This window comes from Vibrio sp. 970, from assembly GCF_033339075.1.
Window position 1 is genome coordinate 1 of record NZ_JAWOTW010000029.1, and the last position, 17,528, is coordinate 17,528.

The 17,528-nt window shown below is 40.5% G+C and carries 20 protein-coding genes and 1 pseudogene; 18 read left to right on the plus strand and 3 right to left on the minus strand.

The annotated features are described in order from the left end of the window. The first annotated feature begins 656 nt into the window (after window positions 1–656). Entirely contained in the window at window positions 657–989 is a 333-nt protein-coding gene (locus R7Q11_RS23620) for a hypothetical protein (RefSeq protein WP_205461639.1), read from the plus strand. 183 nt (window positions 990–1,172) lie between these two features. Here the strand turns inward: R7Q11_RS23620 and R7Q11_RS23625 are convergent, their stop codons facing one another. Continuing rightward, the gene (locus R7Q11_RS23625; RefSeq protein ID WP_053302227.1) at window positions 1,173–1,463 is read right to left on the minus strand and encodes a type II toxin-antitoxin system RelE family toxin; all 291 of its coding nucleotides are present in this window, start codon (window positions 1,461–1,463) and stop codon (window positions 1,173–1,175) included. Continuing rightward, on the minus strand, window positions 1,453–1,701 hold the full coding sequence (locus tag R7Q11_RS23630) for a type II toxin-antitoxin system Phd/YefM family antitoxin (protein ID WP_005377003.1): 249 nt from the start codon (window positions 1,699–1,701) through the stop codon (window positions 1,453–1,455). The genes R7Q11_RS23625 and R7Q11_RS23630 overlap by 11 nt, the downstream gene beginning before the upstream one ends. A 2,083-nt stretch (window positions 1,702–3,784) precedes the next feature. Here R7Q11_RS23630 and R7Q11_RS23635 point away from each other — a divergent pair. From R7Q11_RS23635 to R7Q11_RS23715, 13 genes are all read left to right on the plus strand, one after another. Then, a complete protein-coding gene (locus tag R7Q11_RS23635) occupies window positions 3,785–4,438 on the plus strand; it encodes a hypothetical protein (RefSeq protein WP_225466762.1) in 654 nt (217 codons plus the stop codon). 656 nt (window positions 4,439–5,094) lie between these two features. After that, the gene (locus tag R7Q11_RS23640; RefSeq protein WP_225466763.1) at window positions 5,095–5,562 is read left to right on the plus strand and encodes a GIY-YIG nuclease family protein; all 468 of its coding nucleotides are present in this window, start codon (window positions 5,095–5,097) and stop codon (window positions 5,560–5,562) included. Between the two features lie 156 nt (window positions 5,563–5,718). Next, window positions 5,719–6,117, plus strand: a complete 399-nt coding sequence (locus R7Q11_RS23650) for an SMI1/KNR4 family protein (protein WP_225466764.1) — start codon at window positions 5,719–5,721, stop codon at window positions 6,115–6,117. Window positions 6,118–6,299: 182 nt separating this feature from the next. After that, on the plus strand, window positions 6,300–6,890 hold the full coding sequence (locus R7Q11_RS23655) for a DUF1198 family protein (RefSeq protein WP_170890298.1): 591 nt from the start codon (window positions 6,300–6,302) through the stop codon (window positions 6,888–6,890). A gap of 147 nt (window positions 6,891–7,037) precedes the next feature. Further along, window positions 7,038–7,445 (plus strand): hypothetical protein, encoded by a 408-nt coding sequence (locus tag R7Q11_RS23660; RefSeq protein WP_005377015.1) that lies wholly within the window; start codon window positions 7,038–7,040, stop codon window positions 7,443–7,445. A 689-nt stretch (window positions 7,446–8,134) separates the two neighbouring features. Further along, a complete protein-coding gene (locus R7Q11_RS23665; protein WP_225466765.1) occupies window positions 8,135–8,551 on the plus strand; it encodes a lysozyme inhibitor LprI family protein in 417 nt (138 codons plus the stop codon). A gap of 156 nt (window positions 8,552–8,707) precedes the next feature. Further along, window positions 8,708–9,100, plus strand: a complete 393-nt coding sequence (locus R7Q11_RS23675) for a hypothetical protein (protein ID WP_225466766.1) — start codon at window positions 8,708–8,710, stop codon at window positions 9,098–9,100. 140 nt (window positions 9,101–9,240) lie between these two features. After that, window positions 9,241–9,633, plus strand: a complete 393-nt coding sequence (locus tag R7Q11_RS23685; protein ID WP_225466767.1) for a hypothetical protein — start codon at window positions 9,241–9,243, stop codon at window positions 9,631–9,633. Between the two features lie 208 nt (window positions 9,634–9,841). Continuing rightward, window positions 9,842–10,246 (plus strand): hypothetical protein, encoded by a 405-nt coding sequence (locus tag R7Q11_RS23690; RefSeq protein WP_137282120.1) that lies wholly within the window; start codon window positions 9,842–9,844, stop codon window positions 10,244–10,246. After that, entirely contained in the window at window positions 10,209–11,432 is a 1,224-nt protein-coding gene (locus R7Q11_RS23695) for a DUF6575 domain-containing protein (RefSeq protein WP_175413453.1), read from the plus strand. Before R7Q11_RS23690 ends, R7Q11_RS23695 begins: the two co-directional genes overlap by 38 nt. 686 nt (window positions 11,433–12,118) lie before the next feature. Continuing rightward, the gene (locus R7Q11_RS23700) at window positions 12,119–12,442 is read left to right on the plus strand and encodes a hypothetical protein (RefSeq protein ID WP_039453234.1); all 324 of its coding nucleotides are present in this window, start codon (window positions 12,119–12,121) and stop codon (window positions 12,440–12,442) included. A gap of 153 nt (window positions 12,443–12,595) precedes the next feature. After that, entirely contained in the window at window positions 12,596–12,868 is a 273-nt protein-coding gene (locus tag R7Q11_RS23705) for a nicotinamide mononucleotide transporter (protein ID WP_137282128.1), read from the plus strand. A 170-nt stretch (window positions 12,869–13,038) separates the two neighbouring features. Continuing rightward, the gene (locus tag R7Q11_RS23715; RefSeq protein ID WP_137282123.1) at window positions 13,039–13,509 is read left to right on the plus strand and encodes a GNAT family N-acetyltransferase; all 471 of its coding nucleotides are present in this window, start codon (window positions 13,039–13,041) and stop codon (window positions 13,507–13,509) included. 221 nt (window positions 13,510–13,730) lie between these two features. Here the strand turns inward: R7Q11_RS23715 and R7Q11_RS23720 are convergent. Further along, window positions 13,731–13,984: pseudogene (locus tag R7Q11_RS23720) on the minus strand (hypothetical protein). 293 nt (window positions 13,985–14,277) lie between these two features. Here R7Q11_RS23720 and R7Q11_RS23725 point away from each other — a divergent pair. The 4 genes from R7Q11_RS23725 to R7Q11_RS23745 all read left to right on the plus strand — a co-directional run bounded on the left by R7Q11_RS23725 (window position 14,278) and on the right by R7Q11_RS23745 (window position 17,168). Beyond that, window positions 14,278–14,613, plus strand: coding sequence for a hypothetical protein (locus tag R7Q11_RS23725; RefSeq protein ID WP_047104544.1), 336 nt, complete (start codon window positions 14,278–14,280; stop codon window positions 14,611–14,613). 203 nt (window positions 14,614–14,816) lie between these two features. Then, window positions 14,817–15,143: a hypothetical protein gene (locus R7Q11_RS23735; protein WP_225466768.1), complete on the plus strand. Its 327-nt coding sequence runs from the start codon at window positions 14,817–14,819 to the stop codon at window positions 15,141–15,143. 160 nt (window positions 15,144–15,303) lie between these two features. After that, on the plus strand, window positions 15,304–15,645 hold the full coding sequence (locus tag R7Q11_RS23740; protein WP_031818044.1) for a ribonuclease E inhibitor RraB: 342 nt from the start codon (window positions 15,304–15,306) through the stop codon (window positions 15,643–15,645). 749 nt (window positions 15,646–16,394) lie between these two features. Continuing rightward, the gene (locus tag R7Q11_RS23745; RefSeq protein ID WP_140374451.1) at window positions 16,395–17,168 is read left to right on the plus strand and encodes a hypothetical protein; all 774 of its coding nucleotides are present in this window, start codon (window positions 16,395–16,397) and stop codon (window positions 17,166–17,168) included. The last annotated feature ends 360 nt before the right edge of the window (window positions 17,169–17,528 follow it).

The window sequence follows — 17,528 nt, forward strand, 5'->3', positions numbered from 1 at the left end:
CCATGCGTTAGGTTTAGGGTTTAAGGTGGTATGCGGAGGCTACGGTATTGCGTGCCTCACACCTTAACAAGGCGTTAACTGGCGCAGAAAATATGAAAGCACATTGATACCGTTACTAGCTTCAGAGGTTTAGCGTGTTGGTCGGTTCCCTTAATTTAGCTAATGCGACTAATTTCAATTTGGTACTTAAGTTTACTCATGAGAAAGGCGGCACAAAGCCTTCTAATAATATAAGGCATTCACGATTAGTTCGGCGCAGTTACATCGCCGAAGTATGGTGCTGTTAGACGCATTTCAAACTAAAGGTAAACGGTAATCTTTTAGTTAAATACATATTTGAGTTAGCTTTACTAATCATTAATTAGGAAAACCAACCTTGGCTAAAGTGGCTGTAAGATCGGCGAAAACTGAAAGGCGCTCAGTTAACAAACTGTTCAAGAGGGATTCGCAACGCGTGGCATTTTCACTATGCGTAGGTTTAAGTGATTAAGGTGGTATGCGGCGGCTTCGATATTGCGTTGCTCACCCCTTAACAGGGCGTTAGGCGATAAAGTTTAGTGCAAAGCATCAATATTTTGTGCTAATGGCGTCAGTCTCCTATTCTAAATTGAGGCTCAAAGTTTTGAGCTTTGAGTACACCACAAGAGGAGAGAGCAATGACAGTTTCCCAAAAGGAACTCAATACTTTAAAAAGTATGAGCAACGTGATGACATTACATGAAAGGGGGCACTCGCCTGCGTATATACTCGAAACAATCCAAGTCGCATGTAAACGTCAAAAAAGGGAGTGCACTCTGAGTGAGATGGACGTGCTTAGTCTCACTAAGTTTGGAGATTTGAATCAAACTCATCCATGTCTTCCAAACGGAGATATGGAAGTAATTAATAACGCTCATAATAATATTGCAGCTAATCAACCTAAACTACCTACTAATCCGTCTTCAGAACCTGACGCAGGCATTGGAGATGACATGCTTCTTGATTATTAGTATCTCAAGGGAGAACTAGTTCTCCCTTCCACATAATTCTTGATAATTTCTCGCCTAACAAATTGTTCAAGAGTGATTCGGCACGCTTGGCATTTTTGCTATGCGTCAGTTTTAGTGGTTAAGGTGGTATGCGGAGGCTTAGGTATTGCGTGCCTCACACCTTAACAAGGCGTTATACCGCAATCAATCATCTAACCTTTTCATGGCTTTACGGTAAACATCGCTACGTTCGCGTTTTCCGACTGCTAAGACGGTTACAATGATGACATCGTCTTCAACTTTGTAGACGAGACGGTAGCCCGATTGACGCAACTTAATTTTATACATGTTGTCAGCTCCAGAAAGCTTTGAAGCCGGAATATGTGGGTTATCTAAGCGCTCGATTAGCTTTTTCTTAAATTGTTGTTGCAGAGTAGAGCCAAGCTTTTTCCACTCTTTAAGTGCACTCTTTTTAAAGTCGAGTTTATAGGTCATCAATATTTACCGAAATGCTCTCTTCAGATTCACGCTCTTTAGCGATAGCTAGTAGTTCAAGATCTTCGAGTCTGTCCATCATCATTTCGTACGCTTCGGCAGGTACGCAATAAAATGCGGGCTCATTTCGGTTTAATACAGCAACAGGTTCGCCGTAAGCACTAGTTGCAACTTTCATAGGATTAGCTTTCAACTCAGTAATGCTTGCAGCAACATCGGCTAAAATTCTAGTGGTCATATAATCGGTCTCTTAAGTGGTCTTTATGTTGGTCATTTTAGCCTCAACCAAGCGGTATAACAAGTTGCTTAAGAGTGATTCGCAACGCGTGGCATTTTTACTATGCGTCGGTTTATGTGTTTAAGGTATTATGCGGAGGCTAAGGTATTGAGTTGCTCACACCTTAGCAAGGCGTTATGTTTCACTTTGATTTAGAAGAAATAAAAGGTTTCTTGGCACTTATTTCTTTGACCTCTTTGGCCATTCGTTCGAGTTGCTTCAGCAATTCAATATTGGCTACCCAAGTTCATGAATCCCTCAAAATAATCACGCTTCAAAGTTCGTGAGTTGCTTCAATTTGAAATCGCGTCTGCGTGTTGAAAATTGGGCTGGCTTAAAGTCGCTTTGGTTCTCTTCCCCAATTAGCGAATCTGCAGCGGGGCTTTCGGCAATTTTGGTTTTGTCTTTCGCTGTTTTGAAAGGGATGCAATCGCTCGCTGAAAACCATCAAAGTTGCCTCAATCAAATTCCCGAGAATTACACGCTTTGTGTTTATCGCTTTTGTCGGTTAATTCCACAACGTCGTGTGACGCAAGTTAAACAATTTCTTATGCAATTCAGTTCTTTGCCAAGTATGCGAGTCAGTTGTGGTAAAACATAACAAAGTGTTTAAGAGGGATTCGTCAACGCGTGGCACTTTCACTTCAAATCGGTTTAAGTGATTAAGGCGGTCATATCCGCTTTGGCGGTAGCGTTGTCTCACCCCTTAACACGGCGTTATGCGACAAGGCAAAATTTTTAGGTTTCTTTAAATTTAATCTCTTTGGCAATTGACTTTTTGGTTTCGGCAAATCCACATTTTTGGTCCAAATTCTTGAATCACTCAAACCGTAAAACATGCCAAAGTTTGTGAAATTGCCTCATTTAAAATCGCATTTGGGCGTGGAAAGTTTGTCGGGCGCAAAGTGTGGAAAGGGCAGTTTTACGGAAAGCCGGTATTTGCTGAAATCTTGGCTCGCTAAGTTTCTGGCAAGCAAAAACCAAATCTTCGCTTTAAGGCAGCGTTCCGTACTTGTGGCGACCTTTTTACGAAATGTTGAATCCGTTGGTTCTTGAATCACAAAAAGTTACCTGTGCGTTTGTAGTTTTTCGTGTTTAAGGTAATGTTTTCGCTAGCCAATTTAGCACTGCCGAAAAATCGCATAACAAACAATTTAAGCAGATTCGCAACGCGTGGCAGTTTTGGTTTGCGGTGAGTTTTGTGTTTAAGGCGTAATGCGGTAGCTTTTGTATTGCGTTGCTCACTACTTAATTGGGCGTTAACTGGCGCAGAAAATATGAAAGCGCAATGATACAGTTTCTAGGTTCAGAGATTTAGCGTGTTCGGTCGGTTTCCTTAGCTAAGCTAATGTGACTAATTTCAGTTTGATACTTAAGTTTACTGATGTGAAAGGCGGCACAAAGCCTTCTAATAATATAAGGCATTCGCGATTAGTCCGGCATACTTACATCGCCGAAGTATGGTGTTGTGAGACGCATTTCAAACTAAAGATAAACGGTAATTTTTTGGTTAAATACATATTTGGGTTAGCTTTGCTAATCATTAATTAGCAAAATGAGCTTTGGCGAAAGTGGCTGAAAGAACGGCGAAAACTGAAAGGCGCTCAGTTAACAAACTGTTCAAGAGGGATTCGCAACGCGTGGCATTTTCACTATGCGTTGGCTTAAGTGATTAAGGTGGTATGCGGCAGCATCGGTATTGCGTTGCTCACCCCTTAACAGGGCGTTATGTTTATAAGAGGATATGAATTAGTTGGTCTTTCAAATTTACTATAATTTAAGAGCGCTGGTGCGGTTCTATCTGATATCGTACTTTGTTAGGCACCTTAGCAAAGAGCACAGTCAATTTGTTTTCTTACCTCGCTATGACATTGAACTATTTATAGCGGAAAACACACATATCAAGGAAGGAAAGAGAGTTAGTAAAGATCTAGTAATGTACTCTAGAGTTAAGCTCAGATTTAAACCTAGAAAGGTATTTAGCAAAAGACTTAGAGTTTTATCGGGTATCGATTCCGGATCCATGAACGAGCGGAAGTGCTATTTGTCGTATGATCATTTAGCTCATATGAAGGTTTATATTCATGTCGAGCAAAATAGGTGGTCAGACTCTGCCAATACATACTCAACATTTACATTATTAAAATACTATCTATATAGGAAAGTAGCCCTTTTCTACTTAGCAATAGCGTGGGAAAAGATAAGCTGGCTAAAGAATAGGATTTTCCACCGTTTAAGACCACTCGATGTAGTTAAGTCAAAATATGAAATATTTCAGGCTATTTTTGAGAGCAAAGATTTTGTAAAAAGTGGTGTGTTTAATCAATCAGACTTAATTGACCTGCTTTATCCTAAGAAAGAGTATAAAGGTGTAATTCCAAGAACGGTTATTTCCAACTCGGTGAAGCTTGTTATAGACTCAGCGATTGAGTCTGGTGAGCTTGCATCGATAAATAAAGACCGCCCGAATGAGAGAATTAAGGTCACTGGTTTAGGTATAAACTTTTATACAGAAACGAAAGAAGCCTACAAGAAAGATGTACAACTATTGAAGCTACAAAAATCTCAAACAGTTACCCAAAGAACTGTTGCGTGGTTGACATTGGTACTTGCTATAGCCACTTTGCTTACGCTAGTTGATAAAGTAGATTTGATTCTATATTGGTGGAACTACCTTTGGTGTCTGTACGAAGCATAAACATAACAAAGCATTTAAGAGTGATTCGCAACGCTTGGCGTTTTCGCTTCGCTCAAGTGTAGCCAAGCGTCGCTCACACCTTAATGCGGCGTTAGGCAAAGGGCAGAAAAGTTCTTTGTTCTCATCTTCTTAGTTTTCTTTGAGCATTCGTTTTTCTAAGTCGGCAACTCAACATTGTCGGCTCAAATTCTTTAATATCTTCTGCCGTAAAACATGCCAAAGTTCGTGGGTTGCCTCATTGGTTTTCACAGTCGGTTGGTTGTGAATTTCACTGGCTCAAAGTGTGGAGAGGGCAAGTTAATCGAGGTTTTCGTTCTCGCTTTACGTTTGCAGCTTTACGTTTCTGCTCCTCAAAAGCAACTTGAACACTGAAAGTCTGTATTTCGTGGTTGTCGAAATTTCGGCTGAAACATAGTGACATTTGTGGTTCTTGAATCACAAAAAGTCAGTGGGTGTTTGGTTGCTTATTTTGTTTCGGGTAATCTGCTTTCAAAATAACTTAAACACTGGTGGGAAACTTCGCCTAACAAGGCGTTTAAGACGGATTCACAACGCTTGGCGATTTCAGTTCCAGTTAGCTTAAGTGTTTAAGGTACAATGGTTTAGGTTTGGTGGTTGGCGTTGTTCACCACTTAACGCGGCGTTAGCTGAATAGGATGAAAACAATAGCAATGGAATACTTGGATAGACTGATTAGAGATTGCGAAACCGCTAAAACAGTGAAGCCAAAATCTGACTTTACGGTTGCTAGCTTTGATGAGGTTCCGGATATTGATAAAGGGATCCATATCATCAAAGAAGTTGGTGGATGTGCAGAAAGCACGTTTGAATCATTCGTAGACTTTAAACGGAAAAAGCTTAAAGCATGTAGCAAAGTAAATAGCCCATCACATGTTCTATATGTTGGATCTTCAACTACTGGCTTACGAAAACGGTTAAGGCAACACTTGGTTAATTGCCCCAACAAAACTTACTCCTTGCACATGTATCAATGGTTTGATGGTAAGTATGAGGTTCGTATTCTTGAATATGACGCTCCAATTAAAGTCCTTCAACTCATTGAGGATGCGATGTCATATGACTTGAAGCCTGCTTTTGGTAAGCAAGGTGGAAACAATAAATAGGATCGCTTTGGCAATTCAGCTAACAAACTGTTCAAGAGGGATTCGCAACGCGTGGCATTTTCACTATGCGTTGGTTTTAGTGTTTAAGGTGGTATGCGGCGGCTTTTGTATTGCGTTGCTCACCCCTTAACAGGGCGTTATGCATCAGAGGGCTTCATGGAATTTATAGATAGACCTGTAGGCGCAAATCAGGAAGAAATACACAAGTTAGAAACTATATTTCAAATAACTCTTCCTGAAAGTATGTTGAATTGGTGGAGTGTTAGCGATGGCCCTATAGTCTGTTTTGGGTTCAAAGAGTTACAGTTCTTTTCTTTGTCGGAGATATACGGCGAAGATATTTATGAGGTAAAGCACGATATGTCTGGCGCAATGCCAATTTGCTTAGATGGTAATGGAAATATTTGCGTGGCCAGAATTGCAGGTGGTGTTATATCTGGCTTTTATGTCGTTGATTCTAGTGATTTAGGTTGGGAACAAGCGAAAATTATAAGCTGTGAATTCTTAAAGTTTGTGAACGATAGTTTTTCACCCGAAGAACGACTAAATGCATAACAAAGCATTTAAGAGTGATTCCCAACGCTTGGCATTTTCAGTTCAAGGTTGGGTTTTGTGTTTACGGTGTAAAGGTTTAGGTTAGGTAGCGACGTTGCTCACACCTTAATGCGGCGTTATATGAAAACCTAAACCTTAGTTATCTGTGATAGAATGCTATGCCTTATAGTTTGGAGTCGATTATGTTCTGGTTTATTGTGATTGTCGTCTTGATAGTTGTCGCATACAAAGTTCTATCAAACGATATTAGGAAAACGTCTAAGCTCATTGGGCACAGAATAAATATAAAGCCAACAATAATTACAGGCTGTATTGCAAAAATGCGTCAGGATGCCTCAGCAAGTATTCCTGGCCTAAGCAGGCAGAGAATGTTCTGTCAAATGGTCGCAAACTCTGGGCATAGCGAAGAAAATTTAGCTAGATATGTTAAGGTCATTTACATTTATCAGCTACTTAATAACCCTCATCGAGAAAATGTAAATTGGTGGTCTACTAGGATGCGAGAGTCTGGTATATCTCCTGAAATTTCAGTTAAAGATAGATCTGATTTTGAAGTCTTTTACGATATAGATCACCATGAATTTAGAACGTTCGTCGAAGCTCATAACCGAGAACTTAACAAACCGAATGTCTCAGATGTTGAAAATTCAGACTCTGAAGTAGCGCCTAGCTTTATCCATGAAACTGATGCGGAAGAACCATGCTCTAACTGTGGCAGTTTAACGAATCGAGTTATCGGTAGTTATTATGTTTGTAAGAGCTGCACTTCGTAAAAATTCATATAACAAAGCATTTAAGAGTGATTCTCAACGCTTGGCACTTTTGGTGTAAAGGTTGGGTTTTGTGTTTACGGTGGTATGGTCAGGTGTTGTGGTAGCGTTGCTCACACCTTAATGCGGCGTTAGCTGTTTGAGGAAAAAATGAGAAAATTCGATAAGCCGCTATTCTGGCTGTATATAAAAACAAGAGACTCATTGTTGTCATCTTTTAAGGGCTTTCTGGGAATGCTTTTAGTGTTGATCGGGGCAGCAGTAGTTTTAGGTAATGAATCCCCTGAGAATGTCTGGATTTCGGTGGGAATCATTTTATTAGTATCTAGTCTTCCAGTCTCAATGGGCTTGATGATGGTAAAGTTCAAATTTAAGAGCTTTGCTGGATCAATACCTACAGCAGAACTAGCGTACTTCTTACAGCACGATGAAGGTGCAAACTTAGATAAAGCTGTGAGAGGTTTATTCTCGTTATACATATCTTTTATGATTTACCTTTGGTTTACGATGGTAGCTATCGCAGCTCTTGGTATGTTGGGAGCAAAGCTCGTGTTGTAAAACACAGCTAACAAACTGCTCAAGAGGGATTCGCAACGCGTGGCATTTTTACTGTGCGTTGAATTTAGTGATTAAGGTGGTTTGCGGCGGCTTAGGTATTGCGTTGCTCACCCCTTAGCAGGGCGTTATGCGACAAGGCAAAATTTTTAGGTTTTTTCACTTTCGTTGTCTTTGGCTATTCGTTTTTTGGTGTCGGCAAATCAGCATTTTCGACTCAAATTCTTGAATCACTGAAACCGTAATGCATGCCAAGATTCGTGAAGTTGCCTCATTGAAAATAGTATTTGATCGTGGAAAATTTTTCGGGCGCAAAGTGTGGAAAGGGCAAGTTTATGGAAAGTCCGTATTCGCTGAAACCTTGGCTCGTTAAGTTTCTCGCAAGCAAAAGCCAAATCTTCGCTTTAAAACCGTATTCCGCGCTCGTGGAAAGCCTTTCAAGAAATGTTGAGTCCGTTGGTTCTTGAATCACAAAAAGTTATCTGCACGTTTGTAGTTTTTCGTGTTTAAGGTAATGTTTTCGTTGGCCAATTTGGCGTTGTCGAAAAATCGCATAACAAACAATTCAAGCAGATTCGCAACGCGTGGCAGTTTTGGTTTGCAGTGAGTTTTATGTTTAAGGCGCAATGCGGTGGCTTTTGTAGTGCGTTGCTCACTACTTAATTGGGCGTTATGTGCTTACGGAGAAAACGATGAATAAGTGTCTAATCATCATATTAGCTAGTCTTTCATTTGGTGCTCTTGCTGAAGAAGAGTCCATTGACTGTAATAACGCGATGACCACAATCGAGATAAATCAATGTGCCGCTATTGAACTAGAGTCAGCACAAGTTAAATTAGACAAATATCTAAGTACTAGCTTTGAGCATAACTCTCATGACCCAGAACTGATCGCAGCAATTAAGCTTGCGCAACAGGATTGGCAAGCATATATGTCCTCTCACTGTGATTCGGTTTATACGCAATGGCGTGATGGAACTATTCGTGGAGTTATGGCGATATCGTGCAAAACTAAGCTAACTAAACAAAGAACGCACGAGTTATGGGAAAACTTTTTAACTTACATGGACAGTACACCACCAGTTTTACCGGAGCCAAGTGTAGAGTAGGTTTCAACCACGCACATAACAAACTGTTCAAGAGGGATTCGCAACGCGTGGCATTTTTACTATGCGTTGGTTTTAGTGTTTAAGGCGGTTTGCAGCAGCTTCGGTATTGCGTTGCTCACCCCTTAACAGGGCGTTAGTAGGTGACAGGAGGCTCAGGTGGAGCTCTATATAAATGGTAATGTTCCCCAAGTGGGTAAAGTTTGTGAGCAGTTTTTTCTTGAGCAAATCCAGTGTTCGCAAACTATCCATGATCAAGCGAATGTCGCGTATTTTCGTTTTGACTCCCAGTGGTTTCAGTTGTACTTCGATGGTATCACTATCTTTTGGCGCGTCTGCGTTGAGCCAATAGAGTCAATAAATAGTGATTTTTCGTCTTACAGCTCATTAGTTAATTTCAGCGAAATTAAAGGTATTTGTAGCCATACCTTGACGCGTATTGAACAGTTTTTGGATAGTGATATCATTATTTTATCCCTTACTTTTGATAGTGGGGTGGTTCTAAAGTTTGAATATTTTAGTTTGGATGATTATACGAAAGTCACCTACTAACAAACTGTTCAAGAGGGATTCGCAACGCGTGGCTTTTTCACTATGCGTTGGTTTTAGTGTTTAAGGTGTTATGCGGCGGACTTGGTATTGCGTTGCTCACCCCTTAACAGGGCGTTAGGGCTCTTGCACAAAGGAATAGCATGAGAATTAAATGGATTCGCTGTAATAGTTACAATGAGGCTAAAGATTATTCTAGAGTGATCTACCTACATGAATGGGCGGGTGAGCCATTTTATTGGGGTAAAGCACACAATAGCTTCTTTGGTGGTCATAAAAGAAAAAGCGGTGATTTACATGCCAGTGGTCGTTATAACTCAGGGTATAGACACTGGATAGAAGGTTGCCTTCAACATGGAGCTAAGCTGTATATTGGTCAACTTGATGAAGAAGCACTTCTCAATATTGATGAACTGGAAAATTTTTTAATCTCCACTTACGGGCATAAAATGAACAGCAAATTTCATGAGCCCAAAAGAGAATTGTTGGTTAGCCATATAGGTGATGTTCCGGAATGCATAGGCTCCAAGCCCTAACAAACTGTTCAAGAGGGATTCGCAACACATGGCATTTTCACTATGCGTTGATTTAAGTGATTAAGGTGGTATGCGGCGGCTTTTGTATTGCGTTGCTCACCCCTTAACAGGGCGTTAGCTGTCATTGAACATTTGCGACTTAACAGGCGTCAGTTGGTATTGTACAATGCGCAACCTATTACTTATAAAAACAAATAGCTAGGTAAATATGAGCAGTTGGCCAGAGCACTATCCCGAGCAATGCCCTCCTAAAAAGGCATTTCATCATCAAGGTGTACTATTTCGATTCATAAACCGTAATAATCCAGTTCCTAGAGACTTTAGATCATACTATGAGTTAGATCCTGACAAAGATTGGGGTAAGCAAGCTTGCCAAGCTAGGGGATTATCGGTCGTGAAATGTGCTCTAGGCGTTAAAGAAATGAGAGATGCAATACCTGCGTTGAGGAAGAAGAAAGTTTCGAAAGCTGTAATCTCAATGGAATGTGGCATGCTTGCAAATACTCCTTCCTCATCATCGGAAAGGCACTGCACTTGGTGGATACCTGCTTCACTTGAGAATCCAGAAGAAATGTTTGAAACAGCTAATGAAAGTGAGTTGGAAAATGTTTGAGTTACCAAAAAGAACCCCTATGGGGGAACTAGAGCTTTTCGAACTGTTCGAATTTTATGATGTGCCTCGATTATTTAGTGCTAAATCAAAGACTGGTGCATTGTATCTTGGGCTATCAATATTTGATGACTACGAAGATTTTGAGTGGTTATATGTCGCTATATCTCCGGATCGCATAAAAGAACTTATTAACCAAAATTTATGCCTTCATACTGTATTTTCCAAACCAGAAAATGACTACTTATTTAAGGTTTATACGAACACAAGTGGCGATACTAAGTTTGAATACGTTTTGCCAGAACAACTATCGTCCGATGACCTGCCTGTAAAAGGCACTAAAATAAAAGTTGAGGGTCGAAGTAAATATTACGGTCTAGGGGAAGTAGATCCTAAGGCAGCTGCGCTGTCTTCAGTAAGAGAAACTTTTAATATCCATCTTTACCCTTGGGATACTAAATTACCAGAATTGAGCACTCGTAACTTTGGGAATATTTTAGTATCAGTTCAAGAGCTGATTGACGCATTGGGGCAGACTTGCGAAGACGAGGAACCATCGATTAAAGGGGCTATTCCTGCTGATATATTACAACAAACTAGAATGAATACCTGTCAAATATTCGAGGGTTCTTTTGGCGTACAATTCAAGTCAGCTAACGTGAGTGATCTATTTGGAGAGTCGCTAGCTAGCAAAGCAATACATGAGTTTCTCGGCTTATTATCAGCTCAAGATAATGAAGATGATCTTAGCAATAAGTTACATGTGTTAAAAGGTAGAGTTGCTTCTAAGTATAGGCGTTTGCTTAAGGAAGTTAATAACCTAGGTTCTGGTATCAAGTTTGATTGGGGCTCTCCAAATTCTCTATATGGCGGTCAGTTTGAATTAACGAAAGCGCAAGTTGAAAAAGCGCACTCAATTGTTGACAGTATCGATGTTCAAATGTCTGAAGCTGTTGAGGTAAAGGCTAAATTGATAGGTCTTAACGTTCGAACGAAGCGTTATGAAATATTAGGCTTAGAAAGTGATGAAAGATTTTCAGGTCAAGTATCGCAGGAAACAATTGGCGATATAGAGCATGCGGTGATTAATAATAACTATGTTGCGACGCTGAAAAAAATCATAGAAACCAAGTCATCTTCTGGTGACGAGACAGTTAAGTGGGTCTTAGTTGGTCTAAAAGACAGCTAACAAAGCGTTTAAGACAGATTCCCAACGCATGGCATTTTTCATTCCATCGTTGGGTTTTGTGTTTATGGTGGTACGGTTAGGTTTCGTGGTTGCGTTGCTCACTACTTAACGCGGCGTTAGTACGGGTTTGACATCAAAGGTCATCAGTTTTGGTGTTTATCTGTTTTGGCGCTCGCCTTTACACCTTTCAGTTTGTACCTTTCACGTTCTTTCCGGTGGCACTATATGCGGAGTGTTCGCTTTGACTTCATCGTTTACGGTCTCTAACTCTTAATCTATTTCTTTATTGCTTCTTCTTTTTCGTGTTTTTTACTAAGTCAAAATTGTCTTTCTTTGGTGTTGCTGTCGAAGTGCGAGGAACGAATCCTTTTCTAATTTGAACTCAGTAAAAGTAGGTGAGTTCAGTACGTTTTTCTTCTAGCCAACTCTCGTCTCTCTATCGATTTTAAGTTTTGTAGGTGCCCGTCTCACTTCAGTGTTCAAAGCCTTTCATATCATGCCAGTTTTCAATATCTTGGAGCGCATAAATAGAAGTAGCGCATGTACTAACAAATTGCTTAAGAGTGATTCGTAACGCGTGGCATTTTTACTATGCGGTGGCTTATGGTGATTAAGGCGCTGTGCGGTAGCTTTTGTATTGCGTTACTCACACCTTAGCAAGGCGTTATGTTTTTTGGGAGAAAATGATGGAATTCAAGCTAGAAATCTATGCACCTGAAACAGAAGTTGTAGCTATCCGTGATGCACTTAACTCAGTTGGTGCAGGTGTTGTGGGTGACTATGACAGTGTTATTTCTATCGTAAAAATTTCAGGGTTCTGGAGACCAACTGAAGGCTCGGAACCTGTTACTGGCAAGAAGGGTGAAATTAACTTTGGTGAAGAGGTCAGAATTGACGTTAGATGCCAAGAGCCTTTAGTTCAAGCTGCACTTGATGCTATTCGAACAATTCACCCTTACGAAGAACCAGTGATCAACATTTTACCTCTATACAACCATAAGTTTGTCTAGCGACGTCAGCACAAACATAACAAACTGTTCAAGAGGGATTCGCAACGCGTGGCATTTTCACTATGCGTTGGTTTAAGTGATTAAGGTGGTGTGCGGCGGTTTCAGTATTGCGTTGCTCACCCCTTAACAGGGCGTTATGTGCTTGGAGGAAAAATGGAATATTTTCAGTACTATGGAATCGACTGGGTTGCAATGGTACTTACGTTTCTTGCAATTTGGCAAATTGGAAATAAGAACAAAATCGGTTTCATTTTAATGATGTGCGGTAACACTAGTTGGGTAGCAGTTGGTTATCTTACTGGTAGTGTGGCAATGATAACTGCAAATATCATCTTTTTTTCAATGAACCTCAGAGCAATCATCAAATGGTCGACGCCAGAGAAAGAGCCTAAAGTTAGTGTTGCTGAGCAGTCATCTACAAGCTAGAAGTTCGCACATAACAAACTGTTTAAGAGTGATTCGCAACGCGTAGCATTTTTACTATGCGTTGGTTTTGGTGTTTAAGGTAGTATGCAGAGACTTCGGTATAGCGTTGCTCACACCTTAACAGGGCGTTATGTAGCCACGAGAGGACGGTAAGTTAAAAGGATTTATATATGTTAAATATTCGCCAAGCTTGCATTGAAGATATCAGTGTTATCAAGAAACTACAGTTTCAGCTTAATGAGTATCATCAAGCAAATTTACCTGACGACTTTTTATCACCGGAAGAAATTGAACAAAAAATAGACCTACACAAGATAATCGAAAGTGAAAGCTCAATTTTTCTAGTAGCCGAAATCAACGGGCAGTTAGTAGGTTTGGTTTTTGGTGAGCTATGGGTCCGTAAGTCTTGGACACTCAAACAGCGAAAAATCGCAAGCATTGAACAAATAGTAGTGGATTCATGTTTTAGAGACCAAGGCGTTGGACTGGCGCTAATAGAGGCATTTGAGGAAAGGGCTATTTCTAACGGCGGGGAAGAGCTGTGGTTAGAAATATACTCTTTCAATGAATCAGCTCTAGCTTTGTATCGCAAAGTTGGTATTGCGCCCAAAATCCAACTTGGACAGAAAGCGCTAGCCTGAAAGTCGGCTACATAACAAATTGTTCAAGAGTGATTCAGCACGCGTGGCATTTTTACTATGCGTTAGTTTTAGTGGTTAAGGTGCTATGCGTAGGCTTCGGTATTGCGTGCCTCACACCTTAACAAGGCGTTAGTCGCCAGAAAAAGCTAGCAATCAAAAGCATGTTTCTGAGCTTAATATTTAGCAGCTGTTTGCTTGGTACACCGATTAATCTTCGATCATCAGAACTTAGTTTTAGCTGTTTTAAGTCCAAAGTTTTGTAACTGTTCTAGCGGTTGTTTTGTTCTTTGGTGCTTACAGAGCAGGGCAATCGAGAGTCTGTTTTTGGTTGCAACTCCGTTCGGTGAGTTTGTCGGTACAAAAGCCGATTTACTCGCTGAAATGACGTTTTCTCTGGTGTGGTAAGTTCCACGTGGTTTCAGTGACTTCCGCACTGTGAGATTGGTTTTCCAAAAGCGCTTGTTGGTGTTGTCAGTCCGTTTTCTACGACGTTTTATGTTCCAAGTGGTTTCATTGAGTAGGCGCCTTGAAACTACGCCTGGCTTAAATGCATCAAAACACATAAAGTTTGTTGTTCGCAAAGTTTAGTTCGGCTTAAAATTGTCGCTCGGTGCCTCGCGACTAACAAACTGCTCAAGAGGGATTCGCAACGCGTGGCATTTTTACTATGCTTTGATTTTAGTGATTAAGGTGGTTTGCGGCGGCTTAGGTATTGCGTTGCTCACCCCTTAGCAGGGCGTTAGCTTAAATCATTAACAAGGATGTGTAATGAGAAACAAAAAATGGGTATTTGCGGCGATTTTACTCATTGGCGGACCTTCACTATTGCCCTTTAGTTTGGAAGTGATTTCTGCAATCGAGTTATTTGGCTTTTTGGGCTTATGGACAATTTATTCATCCTATGCAGAATATTTGGTGAATCATCCTAGATTCAAAAGAGGTCTTTGCTTAGCGACGAGTTGGGATTTTCAGCCTCAAATGCTGTTCTCTCTAAGTGAGCTTAAGGCATGTCCCCAGTTAGTTTTCCATATGCTTCCAGTTCAAAGCATTATGGTTTGGACTCTGAATATTCTGTTTTGGGGTGGTGTAGCGTGGTGCTACTAATTTAAGCTAACAAACAGTTCAAGAGGGATTCAGCACGCGTGGCATTTTTGATATGCGGAGGTTTTTGGTGTTGAAGTGCTATGCAGAGGCTTGGTTATTGCGTGCTTCACCCCTTAACTGGGCGTTATGCTGCTCATAGAATCATAGAATCATAGAATCATAGAATCATAGAATCATAGAATCATAGAATCATAGGAGTATCAGTGGGCTTTTTTTCAAAATCTGAAAGTGTGGGAACCCTAAAATGGGAACGTATCGACAACGAAGGTGGACCTCGTGATGCTTGGAGGGCAAAAGTTCATGGTGGTTGGTTGTTTATCACTTGGTGGGGAGCGGATTATGACGGCAGCGGTGCCACGTTCATTCCAGATCCAAACCATCAATGGAGCCTCAATTCAAACGAGCACCAATCTAAGCAAAGAACTCAACAGCAGTCCTCAAATGACTTTGTTCAGCATCATTGTGTTAAGTGCAATGCTCAGACTTTTAATCAGATAAATGGTCAATATAAGTGCGGTTGGTGTGAGTAACTCCCAAACGCTTGGGAATCAGCATAACAAACTGTTTAAGAGTGATTCGCAACGCGTGGTATTTTTACTATGCGTTGCGTTTAGTGTTTAAGGTGGTATGCAGAAGCTTCGGTATAGCGTTGCTCACACCTTAACAGGGCGTTAGTAGTTAGAGGTAGTTATGTCGATTGTAAATAAAATCATCGAGTCAGCTGAAAGCGATGTTGATGTGCTAAGAAGGCTTGATGCAGAGGGAGATAACTTTTCATTATTCAGAAAAGTTGATTTTCACTTTAAGTGCCCTGATTCTGATAAGGCCGATGTCGTTGCTGGGTTTATCAATGACTTTCAGTTTGGAGTAGCGGAGCATGTAGTTCAAGATGGACTTCATTATGTTGATGTAAAAATAACAATGCCAGTAAATCAAAATATAATCTCTTGTGTATCTGGTTTTATGGTCTGTGTAGCCGAACTGTACAAGGTTGAATTTGATGGTTGGGGATGCGTGGCTACAAACTACTAACAAACTGTTTAAGAGTGATTCGCAACGCGTGGCATTTTTACTATGCGTTAGGTTTTGTGGTTAAGGTGGTATGCGGAAACATCGGTATTGCGTTGCTCACACCTTAACAGGGCGTTAGTTTGCAAGAGGAAAAACGCAGCTATATCGCAAGATCTAGTGGTAAAAGCTCAAAGTTGAAATTGTCGTATCGGTGTTCAATTTCAGTGTTAACTAGTGTGGTGAAAATTCAAAATTGGTATCGTTTCAACGGTTGATTTGTTCTTTGGTACAGTGACTTTGGGGTTAACTGAATCGAACTTTTTTGCTGAAACTCTGCTCGTTGAGTTTGTTGGTACAAAAGCCGATTTACTCGCTGAAATGGCGTTTTCTCTGGTGTGGAAAGTTCACGTGGTTTCAGCGGCTTTGTTGAAAGTCCGCACTGTGAGATTGGTTTTCCAAAAGCGTTTTTTAGTGTTGTTAGTTCGTTTTCTGCGGCGTTGTTTGTTTCACGTGGTTTCATTGAGTTGCCGCTTTGAGACTAAGCCTGACTTAAATGCATCAAAGCACATAAAGCTTATTGTTTTCAAAATTTAAAATAACGTAAAATCAACTCCTTGGGTTTGCAAACTAACAAACTGCTCAAGAGGGATTCGCAACGCGTGGCATTTTTACTATGCGTTCAATTTGGTGATTAAGGTGGTATGCGGCGGCTTTGGTATTGCGTTGCTCACCCCTTAGCAGGGCGTTATGAGCACAATGGGGATTACACAATGTCTAAAGATTTAGATTTCGATCCAATGGTTGATGAAGCTTTTCAGCTTGTAAAAGACCCCAACTCAGAGGGTTACGTATTAACGTCAAAAGTTCTTGATCAGGAAGTTCCTACTGAAGAATTCAGATTAGTAGCGTTCCTTGATGATCCCTCGAAGCAATTTGAAGAGGACTGTATACCCGCTGGTATAGCTAGTTTGCAGAATGTATCAGACCAGATTGTTGGGGAGTTAAACGAGAATGACTTAGATAAAGTTGAGAATGGAAATTTTGAAGAATTAGATATCCATCATGAGAAAGCTTTTATTTTAAAAAATGCATCGCAATTGGGCGAACTTTGGAATAAGTTTTATTCGAAAAACAGTCGCATGGAATCTATGTTTTTTGAGGAAGTTGATGCTTTACTCGGAATGGCTATGCAATTCGGTAAGCTCCTTGGTACATATAATACGAGCAAGGAGAGGGACTTTTTTTACAAAAAAGGGATCCGTTATCATAAGTTGAATAGTAGGCAATCCGAGGCTGGTAAGTATAACAAGAGTCGATACTTTGATAATGTTCTGCGTATGGCTGAGTTAACTTGGTGTAGGTATCCGGAAGCTTCAGTAGCTGCACTAGCCAATAAAATATATACATACTTGCAGGAACAGTACCCTGACAGGAATGATCTCCCCTCGAAGACGACAATCGAGAAAACGTGGTTGTACAATGCCCAGTTCCGTCCTGATATGCGCCCCAAACGAAATTTGGAATTTGAACTCATAAAAGAGTAGAGGTACCTTTACGTAAAATAGTTTAGCTACATAGATAGCTTATTTTATTACTTCGTTTACCTAAAGTGACTTTATCGAAAGTACTAGAGGTGAAACGATGAGTGAGTTACTTTTATATGTAAATTTAGTAATTAGTATTATCAAGCTAATTATCGTTGGGCGTGTGCTCATAACAAATCGTTTAAGAGGGATTCGCAACGCGTGGCATTTTTACTATGCGTTGGTTTTAGTGGTTAAGCTAGTATGCAGTGACCTCGGTATTGCGTTGCTCACCCCTTAACGAGGCGTTATGTGTCAGAGAGAGATTATGAGATTTTTGCAATTATTTATCTTGATCTTAGTAGTAGGGTGTTCAAGTTC